This is a genomic window from Zooshikella ganghwensis DSM 15267 (assembly GCF_000428585.1).
In the GTDB taxonomy this organism is placed as follows: domain Bacteria; phylum Pseudomonadota; class Gammaproteobacteria; order Pseudomonadales; family Zooshikellaceae; genus Zooshikella; species Zooshikella ganghwensis.
Genome location: NZ_AUAF01000023.1, coordinates 33,790 through 49,492, shown reverse-complemented (window position 1 = coordinate 49,492; position 15,703 = coordinate 33,790). Strand labels below are relative to the sequence as shown.

Here is a 15,703-nt window from a genome sequence, read left to right as displayed (position 1 = left end):
TGGATGGTCATCCAGTGCATAAAAGCAAAAAAGTACGCCAATTTGTAGCAAGACAGCAAGGAAAAATAAGCATTTTTCTCTTGCCACCCTATGCCCCTGATCTTAATCCTGATGAACTGGTATGGAATTACATTCGACAGACAGGCACTGCTCGGATGCCACTTAAAAAGGGGGAATCACTGCTAGAAAGAACATTTATCGATTTAGAATTGATTGCACAAAATAAAGCATTAATAAAATCATTTTTTAGAGAAACAACGGTATCCTTTGCTAGTGACTAGGTAGTAAGTCAATGAGTAAAGCTTTATAGGTGGAGTTCATGCCTATTCACCATAGGTTATATATAAGGGGAGCACACTTTTTGCCTTATTATTAAGGCTAGCTGTTATTGATGAGGTGTGCAAAAAACGATCAGGACATATGGCTACGATGCACTCAAAGCGTACTTTGCCATCTATACTACAAATATCTGGTTCGAAATGGGTATAAGAAAGGAATAGTTAACTTTTGAGTTTGCTCTGGTGGTTGACACTTTTATGGTTATGCCAAGATACATGTTTTTTCACTTGCTGTTTTCTCTATCAGCACTCCAAGCAAGTGATCAAGAGCAGGTTGTATTGGCAAATGGTGAATGGTTGCCCTATTTATCTAAAAGCCTTAAGCATTATGGGGTTGGGTCGCATATTGTCACTGAATCATTTGCTGAGGTGGGAATAGCTGTAAAATATGTTTTTTTGCCTTGGAAGCGTGCTTATGAAAGTAGTAAAAAGGGAAAATATCATGGCACATTAATCTGGAGCCCTTCTGATGAGCGAAAACAACTGTTTTTATTTAGTGACTCGGTTGTTGATGGAACCTCTGTTTTGTTTAAGAGGAAAAGTCATCAGTTCAAATGGCAAACCTATGAGGATTTAACAGATTATAGAATAGGTGGTATATTGGGTTATTCATACCAATTAGAAGATAATCCAAATATAAGGATAATTCGTATTCCTAGTGAAATAGAAGCATTTAAAATGTTGGCTAAACAACATATTGATATTTTTCCGTCGGATTTAGATGTAGGTTATGCAACTCTTCATAAAAGCCTGACTGAAGATGTTGTTAGTGTTATTGATCATCATTTAAAACCTTATAATGTGACTTCATATCACTTAATTATTAGTAAAAAGGTAAAAAATGCTCAGGCGTTAATTGATAAGTTTAATAAGGGGCTTAGTAAACTTAAGATGGATGGTCGCTATGATCGGTTTTTTCAAGATTCTCGTTTGGGAAGATATCAAATTCGTGAAGTCGAGCCTAGTAAATCAGAGTAAGTGTTACTTAGAATTAAAGATATTTTTTAATGATACTGTTCTATAGGCATGTCGATAATAAACTAATAGCTGGTTTTTAAGGCCGCTTTTCTAAAATGCTGCTTAAAGAATAATGATACAGTTTTTGATAGAATCTGGTTTTGCCTATTTTTATGACTGCTTTATTAATACGTTCAATATCATCAATGGGAACACTTGCTTTGCTGAACATGAAATGGATAGGATCATCATTTACGGGGTAATCTAGAAAAATAAACTTTCCATCGAGCCCCATTTTTTTAACTCTAGACTCAAGAAATGTTTTATCATGTAATACAGCATCAATACGACCATACTGCAGCATTCTTAGTCGTGTAGAGTCGTCCGTTGTCGTAAACAGAGTCTCTGCAAATGTGGCATCGTTTTCTTTCAACTGTTCAAACTCTTTGCCATAAAAAGCGCCTAAGTGAACAGCTACTCGCATTTGTTGTTTAGCAATATCTTTAAGACTTTTAATGCGCCATTTGTTTTTATCTTCTACCTTTATCATCAGACGCATCTGTTCAAATCGGTAGGGGACTGAGAAATTAGCAAAACTCCTGCGTTCTTCTGTAATGGATGCTAATGAAATCATATCTAGCCTACCATAACGTATTTCATGAATTGATCGCTTCCATGGCAAATAGACAAATTTATATTGACAGTGAGCTTCAGAAAATATTTTATCTATGAGTTGAATATCGAGTCCTGTAGGTACCTCAGAGATATCACCTTCCATAAAAGGTTCAAATGGCATCCAACCAATACTAATTTCATCTTTTATACACTGGTTTTTTTCTTGAGCGTATGTTCTTGAAAAAACAAATAAGAGCAAGCATAGGCAATATATAATTTGTTTATAAATTATGTGTAACGCCATGGTACTCTCTCTTTAGAACCATCTCTTAAATATTGATAACTGCTAATTTTACTTCATTTTAAGGTGACGAGTCGTCAAACTACTAGTGCAAGTTTAGAGGGTTATCTACTGCTATGCACTAGATGGTTAATCACATTGAGTGATTGATGCTATGCGTCTTTGGCATGTTGTAGTGGTTGCACCTTTGCCTGAGCTGAGAGACTGATGGTATTAAGTGCTTCAATAACAGAGTTGACACAATCTTCACGAACCTGAAAGAACGGCGATAAGTCAATGGATTGCATGAACTTAGCGCTTTGATCATGCAAAGATTTATCTTTAATGAGTGCTAAGGCTTTATTGATATAATCCGTAATAGACGAAGCTCTTAAGCAAGAAGGTGCATTAACGTGATTAAAAAAATCACTATCTGTCTTTTCAAAAAAGTCTCCTGTAGGACAATCCATGATGAGTTTAGGTACACCGACCATTGATAAGTCTATGTTGGTGTTAACACCGCCAAATGGAAAGGTACCAAGGGCGAGGTCGCAATTCGCTAAGTCTTGTAAATATTGGGCATAAGGCTTATGAGTATGAATGACAGTAGGGCCTATTTGGTCAAGTGAAAAATGGCCAAGGTTATCGCCAAAGGCTGAACGGGTTTGAAGAATAAAATAGTGAAACTCAATTGCAATATTAGAACGCTGCTTAATTGACTGACATGCGGCTAAAAATGAGGGAGACAGCTTAGGTAGACTACTGTTAATAGCAATGCGAAAAATACCATCATATCGCTCTTTTTTGGGGATTTTATCAGGTAGATCAGGGCGTCGGGTAAAACCTTGTTGTGGGAAGTTAACAGGTATAACGGTTTCCTGACAATAAGGTGCAAATCCATTTTCTTGCTGATCAATACCAAGGGGTAAAATATAATCGATGTTGTCGCTGAATGAGGCATGAGGGTGCCCCAAAAACATGACTTGCACGGGGGCTAGTCTCAAATTTGCGAAAAATACAGCCCACCTGCTCATTCCAAGTGATGGATAAATAATCATATCTGCCTGTAGATTGATAATTTTTTCAAGGTCACTGTTAATGGTAGGAACATCATCATCAAGGTAAATAACCTGATGACCATCCTCCTCTGCCTTGTTATCAATCATGGTTTTATTGCATACTAAAATGATTTCATAATGTGTTTTAAGTTTTTGTAATATTGAATGGTAGCAACGATACATTGAGTGCTTTGACTTGTATGTTTCCATTCCCATAATAATTCGTTTGACAGGATGAGCTAATGTAGTGGGTATCTGATTTATTTTTTTTCGAATTTTTTTATTTAATTGGCTCATTACCCAACGTTCACAGAGTTTATTTAGCGCTTTTTTGAGATGATTTTTATCTGGGTGCTGTAAATATGTGCAACCCATCCAAGGATTTGGCAGTAAACCATAAACAACGGGTTCTAAGGGTACTTTTTCGAGCAAGTGGTAAGCGCTAATGAGTTCAGCACGAGTCTGCTCAACACGAGAGCCAAAGCTACAATTTAAATTATAGAGCAATCCTAAAAAGAAAAACCCTGCTGTTTTTGCGTTGTATTCAAAGAGAAGATTGTGGTCGATTTTGATATTGCTTTCTAGGGAAAAAAATAGCAACAACTGTTGAAAATCATCATCGCTTTGTATATTAAGTACATACTGATTATTACAGACTCCTCGAGTGATAAGGATATGATCCATATTTCTATACGTAGAGGCGCTAAAAATATTACTAACATGGCATTTATAAAATAAAAACGACAGCCGCAGGTCATTACCCATGGCGTAGGATGGATCGCAGGTTAATGCAGTAATAGCTGCCGCAAGCCTGTTGTATAAGGCGAGACGTTGGTTCAAAGTTTTTCGATTATCAAAGGGGATAAAACCAATAAAGTAAGCTTGATTGTTAGTAATATCATCGGGGTCGACAAAAATGGTACCAAACTGATTGGAGTTGTCCATAAACCTTAGTAGCTGTATTAGCAGGTTTTCGGCCAGCTGATGGTTACGTTGATAAACCGCAAGCTCAAAATCCGCGAGTCCAAAGTCAATGGTTGGCTTGTTATTTTCTGCCATGATAATCCCCCGTTACTTGTTAACTGATCCATGTATTTTTTATACAAGTCAATTTTATTTCACACAAAAATGAGGTGTTGAAACACCTCATTGAAAGCAAAATAATTAGAAGTCCCTTTAATAAATCGTTACTGTAATAACTGTAGTACCTGTTGGGGTTGAGCGTTAGCTTGAGCGAGAACAGAAATACCGGCCTGTTGCAGCACCTGGGTGCGCGACAATTCGGCTGTTTCTGCAGCAAAGTCAGCATCCTTTATGCGAGAGTTGGCGGCAGCCAGGTTTTCTCTAGCAATTTCCTGGTTAGCAATGGTTGACTCAAAACGATTTTGAATAGCCCCTAGGTTTGCACGCTGAATATTGATGGATTGGAGAGCGTTATCGACAGCATCCAGTGCACGTAGTGCTCCCTCGACTGTTGAAATATCAATATCTTGCACAAACTGACCGGTTTCAGCCCCTCCGTAAGTACCTGCCGATAAACCGTGATTAGACAGTCCGTTATTGGTATTCGAGGTTAAAGTAATGGGATTAGCAGATGCTAACCTGATGGATGATTCATATACGCCCGCTACAGCAATGCCTGTGGATGGACTGGTTAAGGTATTGAAGGCAACATCAATATTACGGCCATCTTCTGCCAGCAGTTGGACACCTGCCGTAGTGCTACCTGTATCAACTGCTGTGACCCCAGTTTGGCCGGCAATGGCATTGATGGCATTAACCACGGCAATCCGGCTTTCTTCTGCATCTGTAGATGTGGAGAAGTCAGCTGTGGCAACACCATTGATAACGACGTTGCCCGTTAAGGCTGCCGGGGTCATAGCTGCACCATTCACTAAGTTTTGATTAGCAGTGGCGGTAACACCTGTTTGCTCACTCACTTTGTTTATAGCGGCAGCTTTGGTAATGGCGCTGGTATCTTTGCTGGTTGAAGAGGCAGTATCGTCTAAGATATTGCCTGCGGGAACAGGGACGCCATTAATAACAATATTACCATCACTTAAGGCATTGCCTGAGTCAGCCAAGGATGACAGAAATGCACCTGAACCACTGTACTCACCAACCGCAAGGCCGACATTTTGGTTAAGCTGTCCATCGGGTCCTTGATCAATTTTTATTGCGGTACCATCACGGGAAATTAAGGTAAAGCCACCTGCAACCGTACCTGCTTGTTCTTCTGCGGCAGTAGGTGTAGCACCCGCAGCAACGTTACCCGTAGGTAGTCCTGTAGCTGCTGCCGTTAGTCCTCCAGCTGCGTAAACAAGGGTGATGTTTCGGCCATCTTCAGCTTCTAGCGTGATACCTGACTGGTCATCACCCGTATTAATGGCGGTAACGCCTGTTTGGGCTGAATTCGCATTGATAGCTGCAACGACAGCGTCACGGTTTCCTTCAGAAGAAATACTGGTATTTACGGCTAGAGGGATTCGAACGCCATTGAGGAATATGTTTCCGGTTTGATCAGCCACAGTTTGTGCGGTACCTGCAACTGTATTTGTAAGAACTTCTGCGGTAACGCCTGTTTCGTCAGACTCGCTATTTATTGCGCTGACTTTAGAAATGGCGCTGGCACTCTTATTGGTCAATGATGCCGTATCATCCGTAGCTTTAGAGCTTGGGATACTGACACCATTGATAATAAGATCCCCCTGTACCAGCGCATTGGCGGTCCCTCGAGCACTTACTCCAACATTTTGAGCTGCTCCCAGCTCATCAACGCGGGCACCCTCGATGCCAAAGGTGACGCTTTCTCCTTCATTAGCCCCAATCTGGAAAGTAACTTGTGTAAATGTACCATCCAATAATTTGGTACCGTTAAAACTGGTCTGGTCAGAAATTCGCGCTATTTCTTTTTTAAGTTGATCGACCTCTGCATTTAGCGCTTCTCGGTCGAATTCATTGTTGGTGGCATTGGCTGATTGTAAGGCAAGGTCACGAATACGTAACAAGTTGTCTTTCATCGCACCCAGAGCACCCTCGGCTGTCTGTGAGAGTGACACACCGTCACCCGCATTTCGAATAGCTACGGATAAGCCTTGAACTTGTGCATCAAATCGAGTTGAAATGGCAAGTCCGGCGGCATCATCTTTAGCACTGTTGATACGAAGTCCTGAAGATAAACGTTGCAGCGCAACGGCATTATCAGTTTGCGACCTATTCAAATTTCGCTGTGCATTCAGCGAAGGAATATTGGTATTAATTATTTGAGGCATGGCTTTTCTCCACCTTAATACCAGCCGGTCTGCTTCCCTTGTATCAAAAGTGCGGGTTACGCCGGCAACTTGGCAACAAGTTGAAATTTGCGTTGCCTCTGGAGGGGCAATGCTTATGCCAGTATGAAAAAAAACTGTAAAAACAAAAGCATAAATATTTAACAAAAATACCATTTAAGTGTTGCTTGACAGCAAACCGGCAACCCCTAACGTAACAAGGCAAACTATTGCCGGTGGTGCAGCGCCTCTTGCTGATCGTTTCGTGGGATAGAAAAGGGGGGGGGATTGCAAAAAGGGGGAGGGTAATGCTGGAGTTTGTTAAAAGCAAAGATATGAGCAGTAGAGACCAAGGATGATCTTCTACTGCTGGAGGTATAAATTAACTCATGGGTTGGAGAAAATAAATTGGTTAGTGACCAAGCGTGGAGGTTTCAATAAAAAGTACAGCACTAACTTTGTAATAAACTTAACACTTGTTGTGGTTGGGCATTGGCTTGGGCTAAAATCGATATACCAGCCTGTTGTAAAACCGTAGTTCGACTTAACTCTGCAGTTTCTTCTGCGAAATCAGCATCTTTTATCCGAGAGTTGGCGGCACTCAAATTTTCCTGCGCAATGGCTTGGTTAGCGATGGTTGATTCAAACCGATTTTGAATAGCCCCTAATTTAGCACGCTGTAAATTAATGGCTTGTAGTGCATTATCAATAGCGTCTAACGCTGTGAGTGCACCTTCTACTGTTGAAATATTAATATCCTCTATGAACTGTCCTGTTTCAGCACCACCAAAGGTACCAGCAGTGAGTCCCTGGTTTGTTAAGCCATTGGTTGTATTTGAGGTTAAAGTAAAGGAACCTGCGGATGATATTTGGATTGAGGATTCATAAGTATCAGCAGCAGCTATTCCTGTTGCCGCACTGGTCAGTGTTGAAAAGCTAATGTCAATATTTCGTCCATCTTCTGCTAAAAGTTGTACTCCACCTGTAGTACTACCAGTATCAATGGCAATAACACCAGTCTGACCAGAAATTGCATTAATAGCTGCAATAACGGCTAGACGGCTTTCCTCTGCGTCTGCTGTGGTACTAAAAGTAGATGTGGTCACGCCATTGATTGTAATATTCCCGGTAAGGGCTGCAGGCGTCATTGCCGCTCCGTTCACTAAATTGGGATTGGCTTTGGCGGTCACTCCGGTCTGCTCGCTGACTTTATTAATAGCCGCTGCTTTGGTGATTGCACTGGTGGATTTACTGGTCGAGGAGGAAGTATCGTCTAACACATTACCCGCGGGAATTGGTACACCATTAATCACAATATCGCCGGTATTTAAAGCATTTCCAGCATCAGCTAGCGATGATACAAAGGCTTGGCTGCCACTGTAGGTGCCGACAGCTAACCCTACATTGGCATTAAGTTGACCATCTGTTCCTTGTTCAATTTTAATATTACTGTTATCACGGCTAATCAGGGTAAATCCACCAGAGGTGGTGCCATTTAACTCTTCTGCTGCAGTGGGGGGTGCGCCTGCCGCGACGTTTCCTGTTGGTAGCCCTGTTGCTGCAGCGGTTAAATTGTCAGTACCGCCCCTGCCAAAGACGAGGGTGATATTTCTGCCATCTTCTGCTTCTAAGGTAATACCCGATGCATCAATACCAGTATTAATGGCGGTAACACCGGTTTGTCCAGAATAGGCATTGATCGCGGCCACAACCGCATCGCGATTAGCATCTGAGGCTAAGTCATCATTGACTGCAAGGGGGATTCTTACGCCATTAAGAAAAATATTACCTGACTGATCAGCTACCACTTGGTTTGTGCCTGCTACTGTATTTGTCAGTACTTCTGCTGTTATACCTGTTTCATCAGAATGACTGTTTATCGCGGAAACTTTTGCAATGGCACTAGCACTTTTATTGGCGACAGATGCAGTATCATCGCTGGCTTTAGAGCTGGTGATGGTGACTCCATTAATAATTAAATCACCCTGAGTAATGGCATTGGTGGTGCCTCTTGCACTCACCCCGACGGTTTGCGCTGCACCCAACTCATCGACGCGGGCGCCGTCAATCCCAAAGCTAACTGTTTCTCCTTCATTGGCACCAATTTGAAATGTAACATCTTTAAATGTGCCATCAAGTAGCTTGGTACCGTTAAAATTAGTTTGGTCTGATAAGCGTTGTACTTCGGCTTTCAACTGTTGTACTTCTGCATTTAATGCTTCACGATCTAGTGCACTGTTAGAGGCATTGGCAGCTTGTAGAGCAAGGTCACGGATGCGCAGTAAATTGTCTTGCATTGCCCCAAGAGCACCTTCGGCAGTTTGTGCTAATGAAACCCCGTCACCTGCATTACGAATGGCTACGCCTAGTCCAGTAATTTGGGCATCAAAACGAGTTGCTATTGCTAGCCCTGCGGCGTCATCCTTGGCACTATTAATTCTCAAGCCAGAAGATAAACGTTGTAAGGCAACGGCATATTGGCTTTGAGAGCGGTTTAAATTGCGTTGAGCATTCAACGAGGGAATATTACTATTTATAACCTGTGGCATGTTCCTTGTCTCCTGCCTTAATGGTGCCGAGTGGTAGGCTCTACAACATTGACGACATCCCTTAATTAAAAATTGAGACTGCTTTTGGGCTAATAGCCAAATAGCAACTCTTATGCCATTGGATAAAAAGCTACTGTTTTCAAAATAATACGAAGCTTGATGTGTTTTTTATCATTAGTGGCGGCAAAAAAATGCCGAGAAACAGACGAAGAAATAATTACATTAAAAATTATTGTCAGCTGAATGATGGTTATACGACAGTGAATATTAATAAAAAAAAGTAAGGAAAAAAACTAAAGAAAATCAGTGTGTGGTCGTTATTAGAAATACAACGGAACATTAGCTCTCCCCAAAGGTAGTATTTGAGGTGTGTTGGTAAAGGGAGTAACTGACTAAGTAAGGAGCGATCACATGCCTCAGGTCATTAATACCAACCTTGCCTCACTCAGTGCACAACGTTATTTAGATATTTCTCAGTCGGCTAAAGAACAAGCTATGCAGCGCTTGTCGTCTGGTTTGAGAATTAATAGTGCCAAGGACGATGCTGCAGGGTTAGCAATTTCTACTCGTTTTACCTCGCAAATACGTGGTACGACAGTTGCGATACAAAACGCAAATAATGGTATTTCCTTAGCTCAAACAGCAGAAGGAGCATTAAATTCCATCGCCAGTAACTTACAGCGTGTGAGAGAGCTTGCTTTGCAATCAGCCAATGGCAGTAATACAGATATTGACCGTGATGCATTAAATCAAGAGGTACAGCAGTTGGTTGCTGAAATACAAAGTGTGGCAGATAAAACCAACTTTAATGGTAAAAACCTCTTGGATGGCTCTTTTTCAAATGCCTTATTTCAAACAGGGGCCAACTTAGGTGATACCATTTCGGTAAGCATTGAAAGAACTAGCACAGATTCACTAGGTACAGCCCTTGAAGCAGGCATTTCTTCGACCTTAACGGGTAATAGTCAGCTCAATGCGGGTGATTTAGTTATTAACGGTATTGCTGTTGGTGCCTCTTCAGGTTCTGATGATACATCATCCACAAACTACCAAGAACGTGGTGCAATTGCTAAAGCGGCTGCAATTAATAAAATATCTGAACAAACAGGTGTCATTGCCAAAGTCAATGCTGCGACTATTGCAGGTGGTACGTACGCCAATACGGATGACAAAACCGGGCAAATCACCATTAATGGTGTGACAATTGATTTAGTCACTGATAATGCTTTAAGCACTGAGGCAAATTTAGAAGCGGTAGTTACAGCAATTAATGAAAAATCTGGTCAAACAGGTGTTGTTGCATCATTTGATGGAAACGCAACGACTGGAATTACAATGGTTGCTGAAGATGGGAGAAATGTCGATATTCAAAATGTGTCAGGAAATGCCTCTGCTGACTTTGGTTTAGCAACAGGAAATACGACTTACTTTGGTACCTTTACATTAATTTCACAAGATGGTGAAGATATTAATATCGATTCAACCACAGGTAATATTGATAATGCCGGGTTAGAGGTAGGTTCTTTTAGCGGAGTTAATGGTGGTTCTGTTGGTGATAATGTTACAAGTACAGCACTTTCGATTGGTGATTTAGTCATTAATGGTGTAGCAGTGGGTGCTTCATTAACATCATTTGATTCATCATCAACGACAGGTAATGCTGCAAGCGCTATCGCTAAAGCAGCGGCTATTAATGCGGTGAGTGAAAAATCAGGTGTAACTGCAAAAGCAAATGCCACCATTGTTACGGGAGGTACGATTACTACAGGTACTGCCCAAAGTGGTAATGTGGTGATTAATGGTGTCGATATCCAAATCGCTTACGGTGCAAATGACTCTGCGAGTGATATTCAAAACACGATTATTAATGCAGTTAACTCAAAGTCAGGGCAGACTGGTGTTAAAGCAGAAGCCTTTGGAAGTACTTTCCGGTTGACCGCTGATGATGGCAGAAATATTGATGTAAGCGCGATAAACACTGTTGCAAATGCTGGCTTTTCCGTGGCAACCACTTATAGTTCAGTGTCACTGACTTCAGCAGGGCAGTTTACGCTCACCTCAAATACAGGTTCGATCAGCCGGGCAGGTTTCCAAATAGGTACATTTGGAGGTCAAGAAGCAGGACAGTTGTTGGATGATTTAGATATATCCACCTTGAGTGGGGCAAATGATGCGTTAATATCCATTGACAATGCAATCAGTAAAGTCTCTGAGCAAATTTCTGCACTGGGTGCCTTACAAAACCGCTTTTTATCAACAGTCAGTAATTTATCGGTTAATAGTGAAAACTTATCTGCTGCAAACTCACGTATTTTAGATGCTGACTTTGCCGCTGAAACAGCTGAAATGAGTCGTGCTACAGTACTACAGCAAGCAGGTATTTCGGTGTTGGCGCAAGCTAATGCTCAACCCCAACAGGTGTTGTCTTTACTGCAATAGTAGATTAATCCTCATAGCAAAGAGGGTGTCGCAAAAAGTCAGGAGCGAAGCGCAGTAGGCTTGCGATACCCTCCAAGAGGGAAGTGGAAAACGGTTTTTAGTGTATTAATAATCAGCCCAGACCTCTTGGTGGTTTGGGCTTGATAATACAAAGAGGAAACTATCATGGGAGGTATAACGCCAATAGGTTCTCCTGTGGTTACACCGACTGTTGATGATACTAAAAGGCAGCCGTCGTTAAACACGACAAATAAGACTCAACAGGGGGAGCAACCACATTCAGAAAATATTGAGCCACAGCGCCTTAACCAACCTACAGCAATTAATGAGCAGCGAGTTGCTGAAGCTGTTGAACAATTAAATGATTTTGTGTCAGCGATGCAAAGGGATATTTTTTTCAAAATTGATGATGAAGCGGGGAGAGTGGTTATTTCGGTGGTTGATCGAGCGTCTGAGGAAATAATTCGACAGATTCCTGAGGAGATTGCATTACGCTTAGCAAAAAATCTTAAAGAGCATGGCGACTTAATATTAATTAAACAGCAAGCCTAAGGGTTTGGATAAGTTTTGTATGATTAAAATATTATATTTTTATATTAACTATCTGTATTTGCTTATACATCGAAAAAGAAAAAAAATAGCCGCTCAAAGGCGACTATTTAAAAAGCTTAACTAAGAGAAGACAAAATTGATTTATTTGCCTTAAGCTTATTTTATGCTTTTTTACGACGGATACGAGTTAAGCCTAAAAGACCTAGACCCATCAATGCTAAAGCTGAAGGAGTAGGTACTGTGCCTTTAGCGTGAAGTAAGTCGTTACCACATTCCATTGTGTAATGTAGCCAGAAATCAGTTCCTTCACCTAAGAAGCTTAAGTCAAAACCGTTAGCATAATAGTGAGAAGCTTGACCAACTTCTGCATCACCTTCAAAACCTGTTTGAGCATCAGTCAACAGATCAAGAGTGAAAGAGCCTGTAGTTACTTGCTGACCGCCACCTGCATAAGCCCATGGGTTAGAGAATTGGTGGTTGTTCAAAGTAGTTGTCAACGTCTCTGAGTTAGCATCTAATTTGAATACAGTGTAAGTTAACTGATTCCAATCGATATCAAGCACATAGTCATAACCGAAAGTATCTTTTACTTGTTGACCAGGACCGTAAGCACCTGTGTTTGATGAAAAATCACCATCAAGATCAATAAAGATATCTCCAGATGCATAACCACCGTGTCCATTTTGTAAGTTAAAACCACTTACAAGGCCAACGTGGTAGTTGTTGCTTTTGACAAAAGCTTCAGTATCAAATAGTTGAGTACCAGATTGGCCAACTTCAACTTCCTGGTCTTCTTGCTTGCCGTACCAGTTGTTGTATGAACCAGCTTGAGAATTACCATCATAAATAGTCAGGTCTGCACCTAAAGGTGAAGCCATAACTTGTGAAGACACTGCAACAACTGTTGTAGCAAACAATGCAGCTAATTTATTCATTAAGAATCTCCCTATAACGCCTATGGCGCGTAATAAAAAGTCTGTAAGTTACTTCAAAAGACAATATGCTTGCGAGCGATGGGTATAAGCATTTGTTGTGCCATGTTATGAAAATATAATAAAAACAATGGCTTATGTTTGTTTGTTAGGGGTGTGAAAAAGCGATGTAAAAAAAAGTTAATGTGATAAAGTTCTGAAAAAATAGTGACTTACTTATATTTTTTGAGAAAAGGCCGTGCTTTTGTTCACGATTAATTTAATGAAAATCAAAAAATTAAAAGTACGTCTCATTTATATTTTGTTGTTTTTCAAATAAGGGTGTTTATTCCAAATAGACAATAAAACTTAAAGTGTAAAAAAAGCTAACAGTTGCTGCTTTAAGAGTGAAAAGAAGGAACTCACCAATTAAATACAGTTTTCGCAGGTACATGCTGGTTGATGAAAAAAATATTGTGAATTAGTTAAAGTTTTTTTGTGGTATGTCGCTAACAGGAGTAGACAGGTTATCGCCATGAGTTCGGTGCGCAAGTTCGGATGAAGGGATGGCCTGATGAGATGGCTTGTTGGATGAAGTAGTGAGCAGGAGTTTGAGACATGCCACAAATAATTAATACCAATATCGCCTCGCTGAATGCCCAGCGTAACCTGGATAGATCACAGTCTGCGCAGGATACCGCATTACAGCGGCTCTCATCTGGTTTGCGTATTAATAGCGCACGAGATGATGCTGCGGGCCTGGCGATTTCGACTCGTTTTGAATCACAAATCCGCGGTACCAATGTCGCAATTCGTAACTCAAATGATGGAATCTCGCTGGCTCAAACAGCAGAGGGTGCACTAAGTTCTGTTACCACAAACTTACAACGTATTCGTGACTTGGCACTGCAATCCTCTAACGGTAGTAACACTGAAATAGACCGGGAAGCATTGAACGAGGAAGTTCAGCAGCTTATTTCAGAAATTGAAAATGTGGCTGAAAAAACCAACTTTAACGGTAAAAAGCTGTTAGATGGTTCGTTTGATAATACGATCTTTCAGACAGGGGCCAACCTTGGAGATACTATTGGTGTCAGTATCGCTAAAGTATCTACTGATAGCTTGGGTTCAGCACTTGAAGCAGGAATCTCTTCCAATGTTACAGGTAATGCACAGCTCAGTGCAGGTGACTTAGTAGTTAATGGCATTGCTGTAGGTGCTTCTTCAGGGGTAGATGATACATCTTCCACAGCACTTCAAGAGCGTAGCTCTATTGCTAAAGCCGCGGCAGTGAACAAGGTTTCTGAGCAAACAGGTGTTATTGCTCGCGTTGACTCTAATTCAGTGGCTGGTAATACATACTCAAATACTGATGATAAAACGGGGCAAATAACCGTTAATGGTGTGACCATTGACTTAGTAACTGATAATGCATTGAGTACAGAGGCTAACTTGCAGGCTGTTGTCACTGCAATTAACGAAAAGTCGGGTCAAACTGGTGTTATTGCCTCATTTGATGGAAATGCCACTACGGGTATTTCACTGGTTGCAGAAGATGGGAGAAATGTTGATATCTTTCAGGTCTCCGGTAATGCTTCTGCAGACTTTGGACTGGCAACCGGTAATACAACCTACATTGGTACTTTTACCCTAATCTCTCAAGATGGCAGTGATATTAGTCTTGATACCACCACAGGAAACATTGATAACGCAGGCTTTGAAGTTGGCACCTTCAGTGGGGTTAATGGAGGAGCAGTTGGTAATAATGTTACGGCTACAGCATTAGTAACAGGTGACCTTGTTATCAATGGGGTTGCAGTAGGCCCTTCTCAGTCATCGTTTGATACAGCATCGACGACTGGAAATGACGGCTCTGCGATTTCTAAAGCAGCAGCCATTAATAAAGTGAGTGATCAAACAGGTGTTACTGCGGTAGCCAATACCACGGTGGTAACTGGTGGGACGATTACAACGGGTACAGCACAAAGTGGTAACGTCGTTATTAATGGTATCAGTATTGCGATATCTTACGGAGCTGCTGATACGACCAGTGATATTCAAAACACCATTATCTCCGCTGTTAATACAAAATCAGGACAAACAGGCGTTAGAGCTGAAGCCTTTGGTAGTACCTTCCGCTTGTTGGCAGATGATGGACGTAATATTGATGTTAGTGCTATTAACACGGTTACTAACGCGGGCTTTTCAGTGGCGACTACACTGAGTTCTGTAGCTCTCCTCTCTGGAGGGCAGTTTGAGCTATCAACAAATACAGGTAATATTGCCAATGCAGGTTTCCAGGTTGGTACTTTTGGTGGACAGGAAGTTGGCCAGCTGGTGAAAGATATTGATATCACCACTGTAGAGGGCGCAAACGAGGCTATTGTCTCTGTAGATAATGCTTTACAGCAGATATCCAAACAACAGGCGGAATTGGGTGCGATCCAAAACCGTTTCCTTTCAACCATTAATAACCTGTCAATCAGTAGTGAGAACCTGTCAGCAGCTAACTCACGAATTCGTGATGCAGACTTTGCGGCAGAAACTGCAGAGCTAAGTCGAGCACAGGTGCTCCAACAGGCAGGTATTTCAGTCTTGGCACAAGCCAATGCAAGGCCGCAGCAGGTTCTGGCGCTCCTGCAGTAACAGGACGCCAGTGAAGAGGGATGGACCACACCCAGGTCAGCAATGGCCTGGGTTTAGGTGCTGGTTCAAAAGGATAAATGAGGTGCACT

General features: G+C 41.4%; 10 protein-coding genes. 5 read left to right on the top strand and 5 right to left on the bottom strand.

The window, feature by feature from the left end; translation table 11 throughout:
- A partial coding sequence (locus tag F607_RS35985; protein ID WP_027707631.1) for a transposase occupies positions 1-281 on the top strand: 281 nt, incomplete at its 5' end.
- Between the two features lie 255 nt (positions 282-536).
- Positions 537-1,316, top strand: coding sequence for a substrate-binding periplasmic protein (locus F607_RS0107695; protein ID WP_027707630.1), 780 nt, complete (start codon positions 537-539; stop codon positions 1,314-1,316).
- A 76-nt stretch (positions 1,317-1,392) separates the two neighbouring features.
- Here F607_RS0107695 and F607_RS0107690 read toward each other — a convergent pair whose 3' ends face one another.
- The 4 genes from F607_RS0107690 to F607_RS0107675 form a co-directional block, all read right to left on the bottom strand.
- The gene (locus F607_RS0107690; RefSeq protein ID WP_027707629.1) at positions 1,393-2,214 is read right to left on the bottom strand and encodes a substrate-binding periplasmic protein; all 822 of its coding nucleotides are present in this window, start codon (positions 2,212-2,214) and stop codon (positions 1,393-1,395) included.
- A gap of 149 nt (positions 2,215-2,363) precedes the next feature.
- Complete coding sequence (locus tag F607_RS0107685) at positions 2,364-4,307, bottom strand: hypothetical protein (RefSeq protein WP_027707628.1); 1,944 nt, start codon at positions 4,305-4,307, stop codon at positions 2,364-2,366.
- A 128-nt stretch (positions 4,308-4,435) separates the two neighbouring features.
- Positions 4,436-6,520, bottom strand: a complete 2,085-nt coding sequence (locus tag F607_RS0107680; RefSeq protein WP_027707627.1) for a flagellin N-terminal helical domain-containing protein — start codon at positions 6,518-6,520, stop codon at positions 4,436-4,438.
- A gap of 449 nt (positions 6,521-6,969) precedes the next feature.
- Positions 6,970-9,066: a flagellin N-terminal helical domain-containing protein gene (locus F607_RS0107675; RefSeq protein WP_027707626.1), complete on the bottom strand. Its 2,097-nt coding sequence runs from the start codon at positions 9,064-9,066 to the stop codon at positions 6,970-6,972.
- Between the two features lie 411 nt (positions 9,067-9,477).
- On the opposite strand from F607_RS0107675, the gene F607_RS0107670 reads away from it, so the two are divergent.
- Positions 9,478-11,505 carry a flagellin N-terminal helical domain-containing protein gene (locus F607_RS0107670; RefSeq protein WP_027707625.1) on the top strand — a complete coding sequence of 676 codons (2,028 nt, stop codon included), beginning with the start codon at positions 9,478-9,480 and terminating at the stop codon, positions 11,503-11,505.
- 165 nt (positions 11,506-11,670) lie between these two features.
- Complete coding sequence (locus tag F607_RS32635) at positions 11,671-12,057, top strand: flagellar protein FlaG (RefSeq protein ID WP_051311096.1); 387 nt, start codon at positions 11,671-11,673, stop codon at positions 12,055-12,057.
- Between the two features lie 161 nt (positions 12,058-12,218).
- Here F607_RS32635 and F607_RS0107660 read toward each other — a convergent pair whose 3' ends face one another.
- Positions 12,219-12,992, bottom strand: a complete 774-nt coding sequence (locus F607_RS0107660; protein ID WP_027707624.1) for a PEP-CTERM sorting domain-containing protein — start codon at positions 12,990-12,992, stop codon at positions 12,219-12,221.
- Positions 12,993-13,586: 594 nt separating this feature from the next.
- Here F607_RS0107660 and F607_RS0107655 point away from each other — a divergent pair.
- Positions 13,587-15,614, top strand: a complete 2,028-nt coding sequence (locus F607_RS0107655; protein ID WP_027707623.1) for a flagellin N-terminal helical domain-containing protein — start codon at positions 13,587-13,589, stop codon at positions 15,612-15,614.
- Positions 15,615-15,703 lie beyond the last annotated feature (89 nt).

Excerpts from the sequence above, each read along its gene's own strand:
- F607_RS0107695 (WP_027707630.1), top strand. The coding sequence starts at position 537 with ATGGTTATGCCAAGATACATGTTTTTTCACTTGCTGTTTTCTCTATCA.
- F607_RS0107690 (WP_027707629.1), bottom strand. The coding sequence starts at position 2,214 with ATGGCGTTACACATAATTTATAAACAAATTATATATTGCCTATGCTTG.
- F607_RS0107685 (WP_027707628.1), bottom strand. The coding sequence starts at position 4,307 with ATGGCAGAAAATAACAAGCCAACCATTGACTTTGGACTCGCGGATTTT.
- F607_RS0107680 (WP_027707627.1), bottom strand. The coding sequence starts at position 6,520 with ATGCCTCAAATAATTAATACCAATATTCCTTCGCTGAATGCACAGCGA.
- F607_RS0107675 (WP_027707626.1), bottom strand. The coding sequence starts at position 9,066 with ATGCCACAGGTTATAAATAGTAATATTCCCTCGTTGAATGCTCAACGC.
- F607_RS0107670 (WP_027707625.1), top strand. The coding sequence starts at position 9,478 with ATGCCTCAGGTCATTAATACCAACCTTGCCTCACTCAGTGCACAACGT.
- F607_RS32635 (WP_051311096.1), top strand. The coding sequence starts at position 11,671 with ATGGGAGGTATAACGCCAATAGGTTCTCCTGTGGTTACACCGACTGTT.
- F607_RS0107660 (WP_027707624.1), bottom strand. The coding sequence starts at position 12,992 with ATGAATAAATTAGCTGCATTGTTTGCTACAACAGTTGTTGCAGTGTCT.
- F607_RS0107655 (WP_027707623.1), top strand. The coding sequence starts at position 13,587 with ATGCCACAAATAATTAATACCAATATCGCCTCGCTGAATGCCCAGCGT.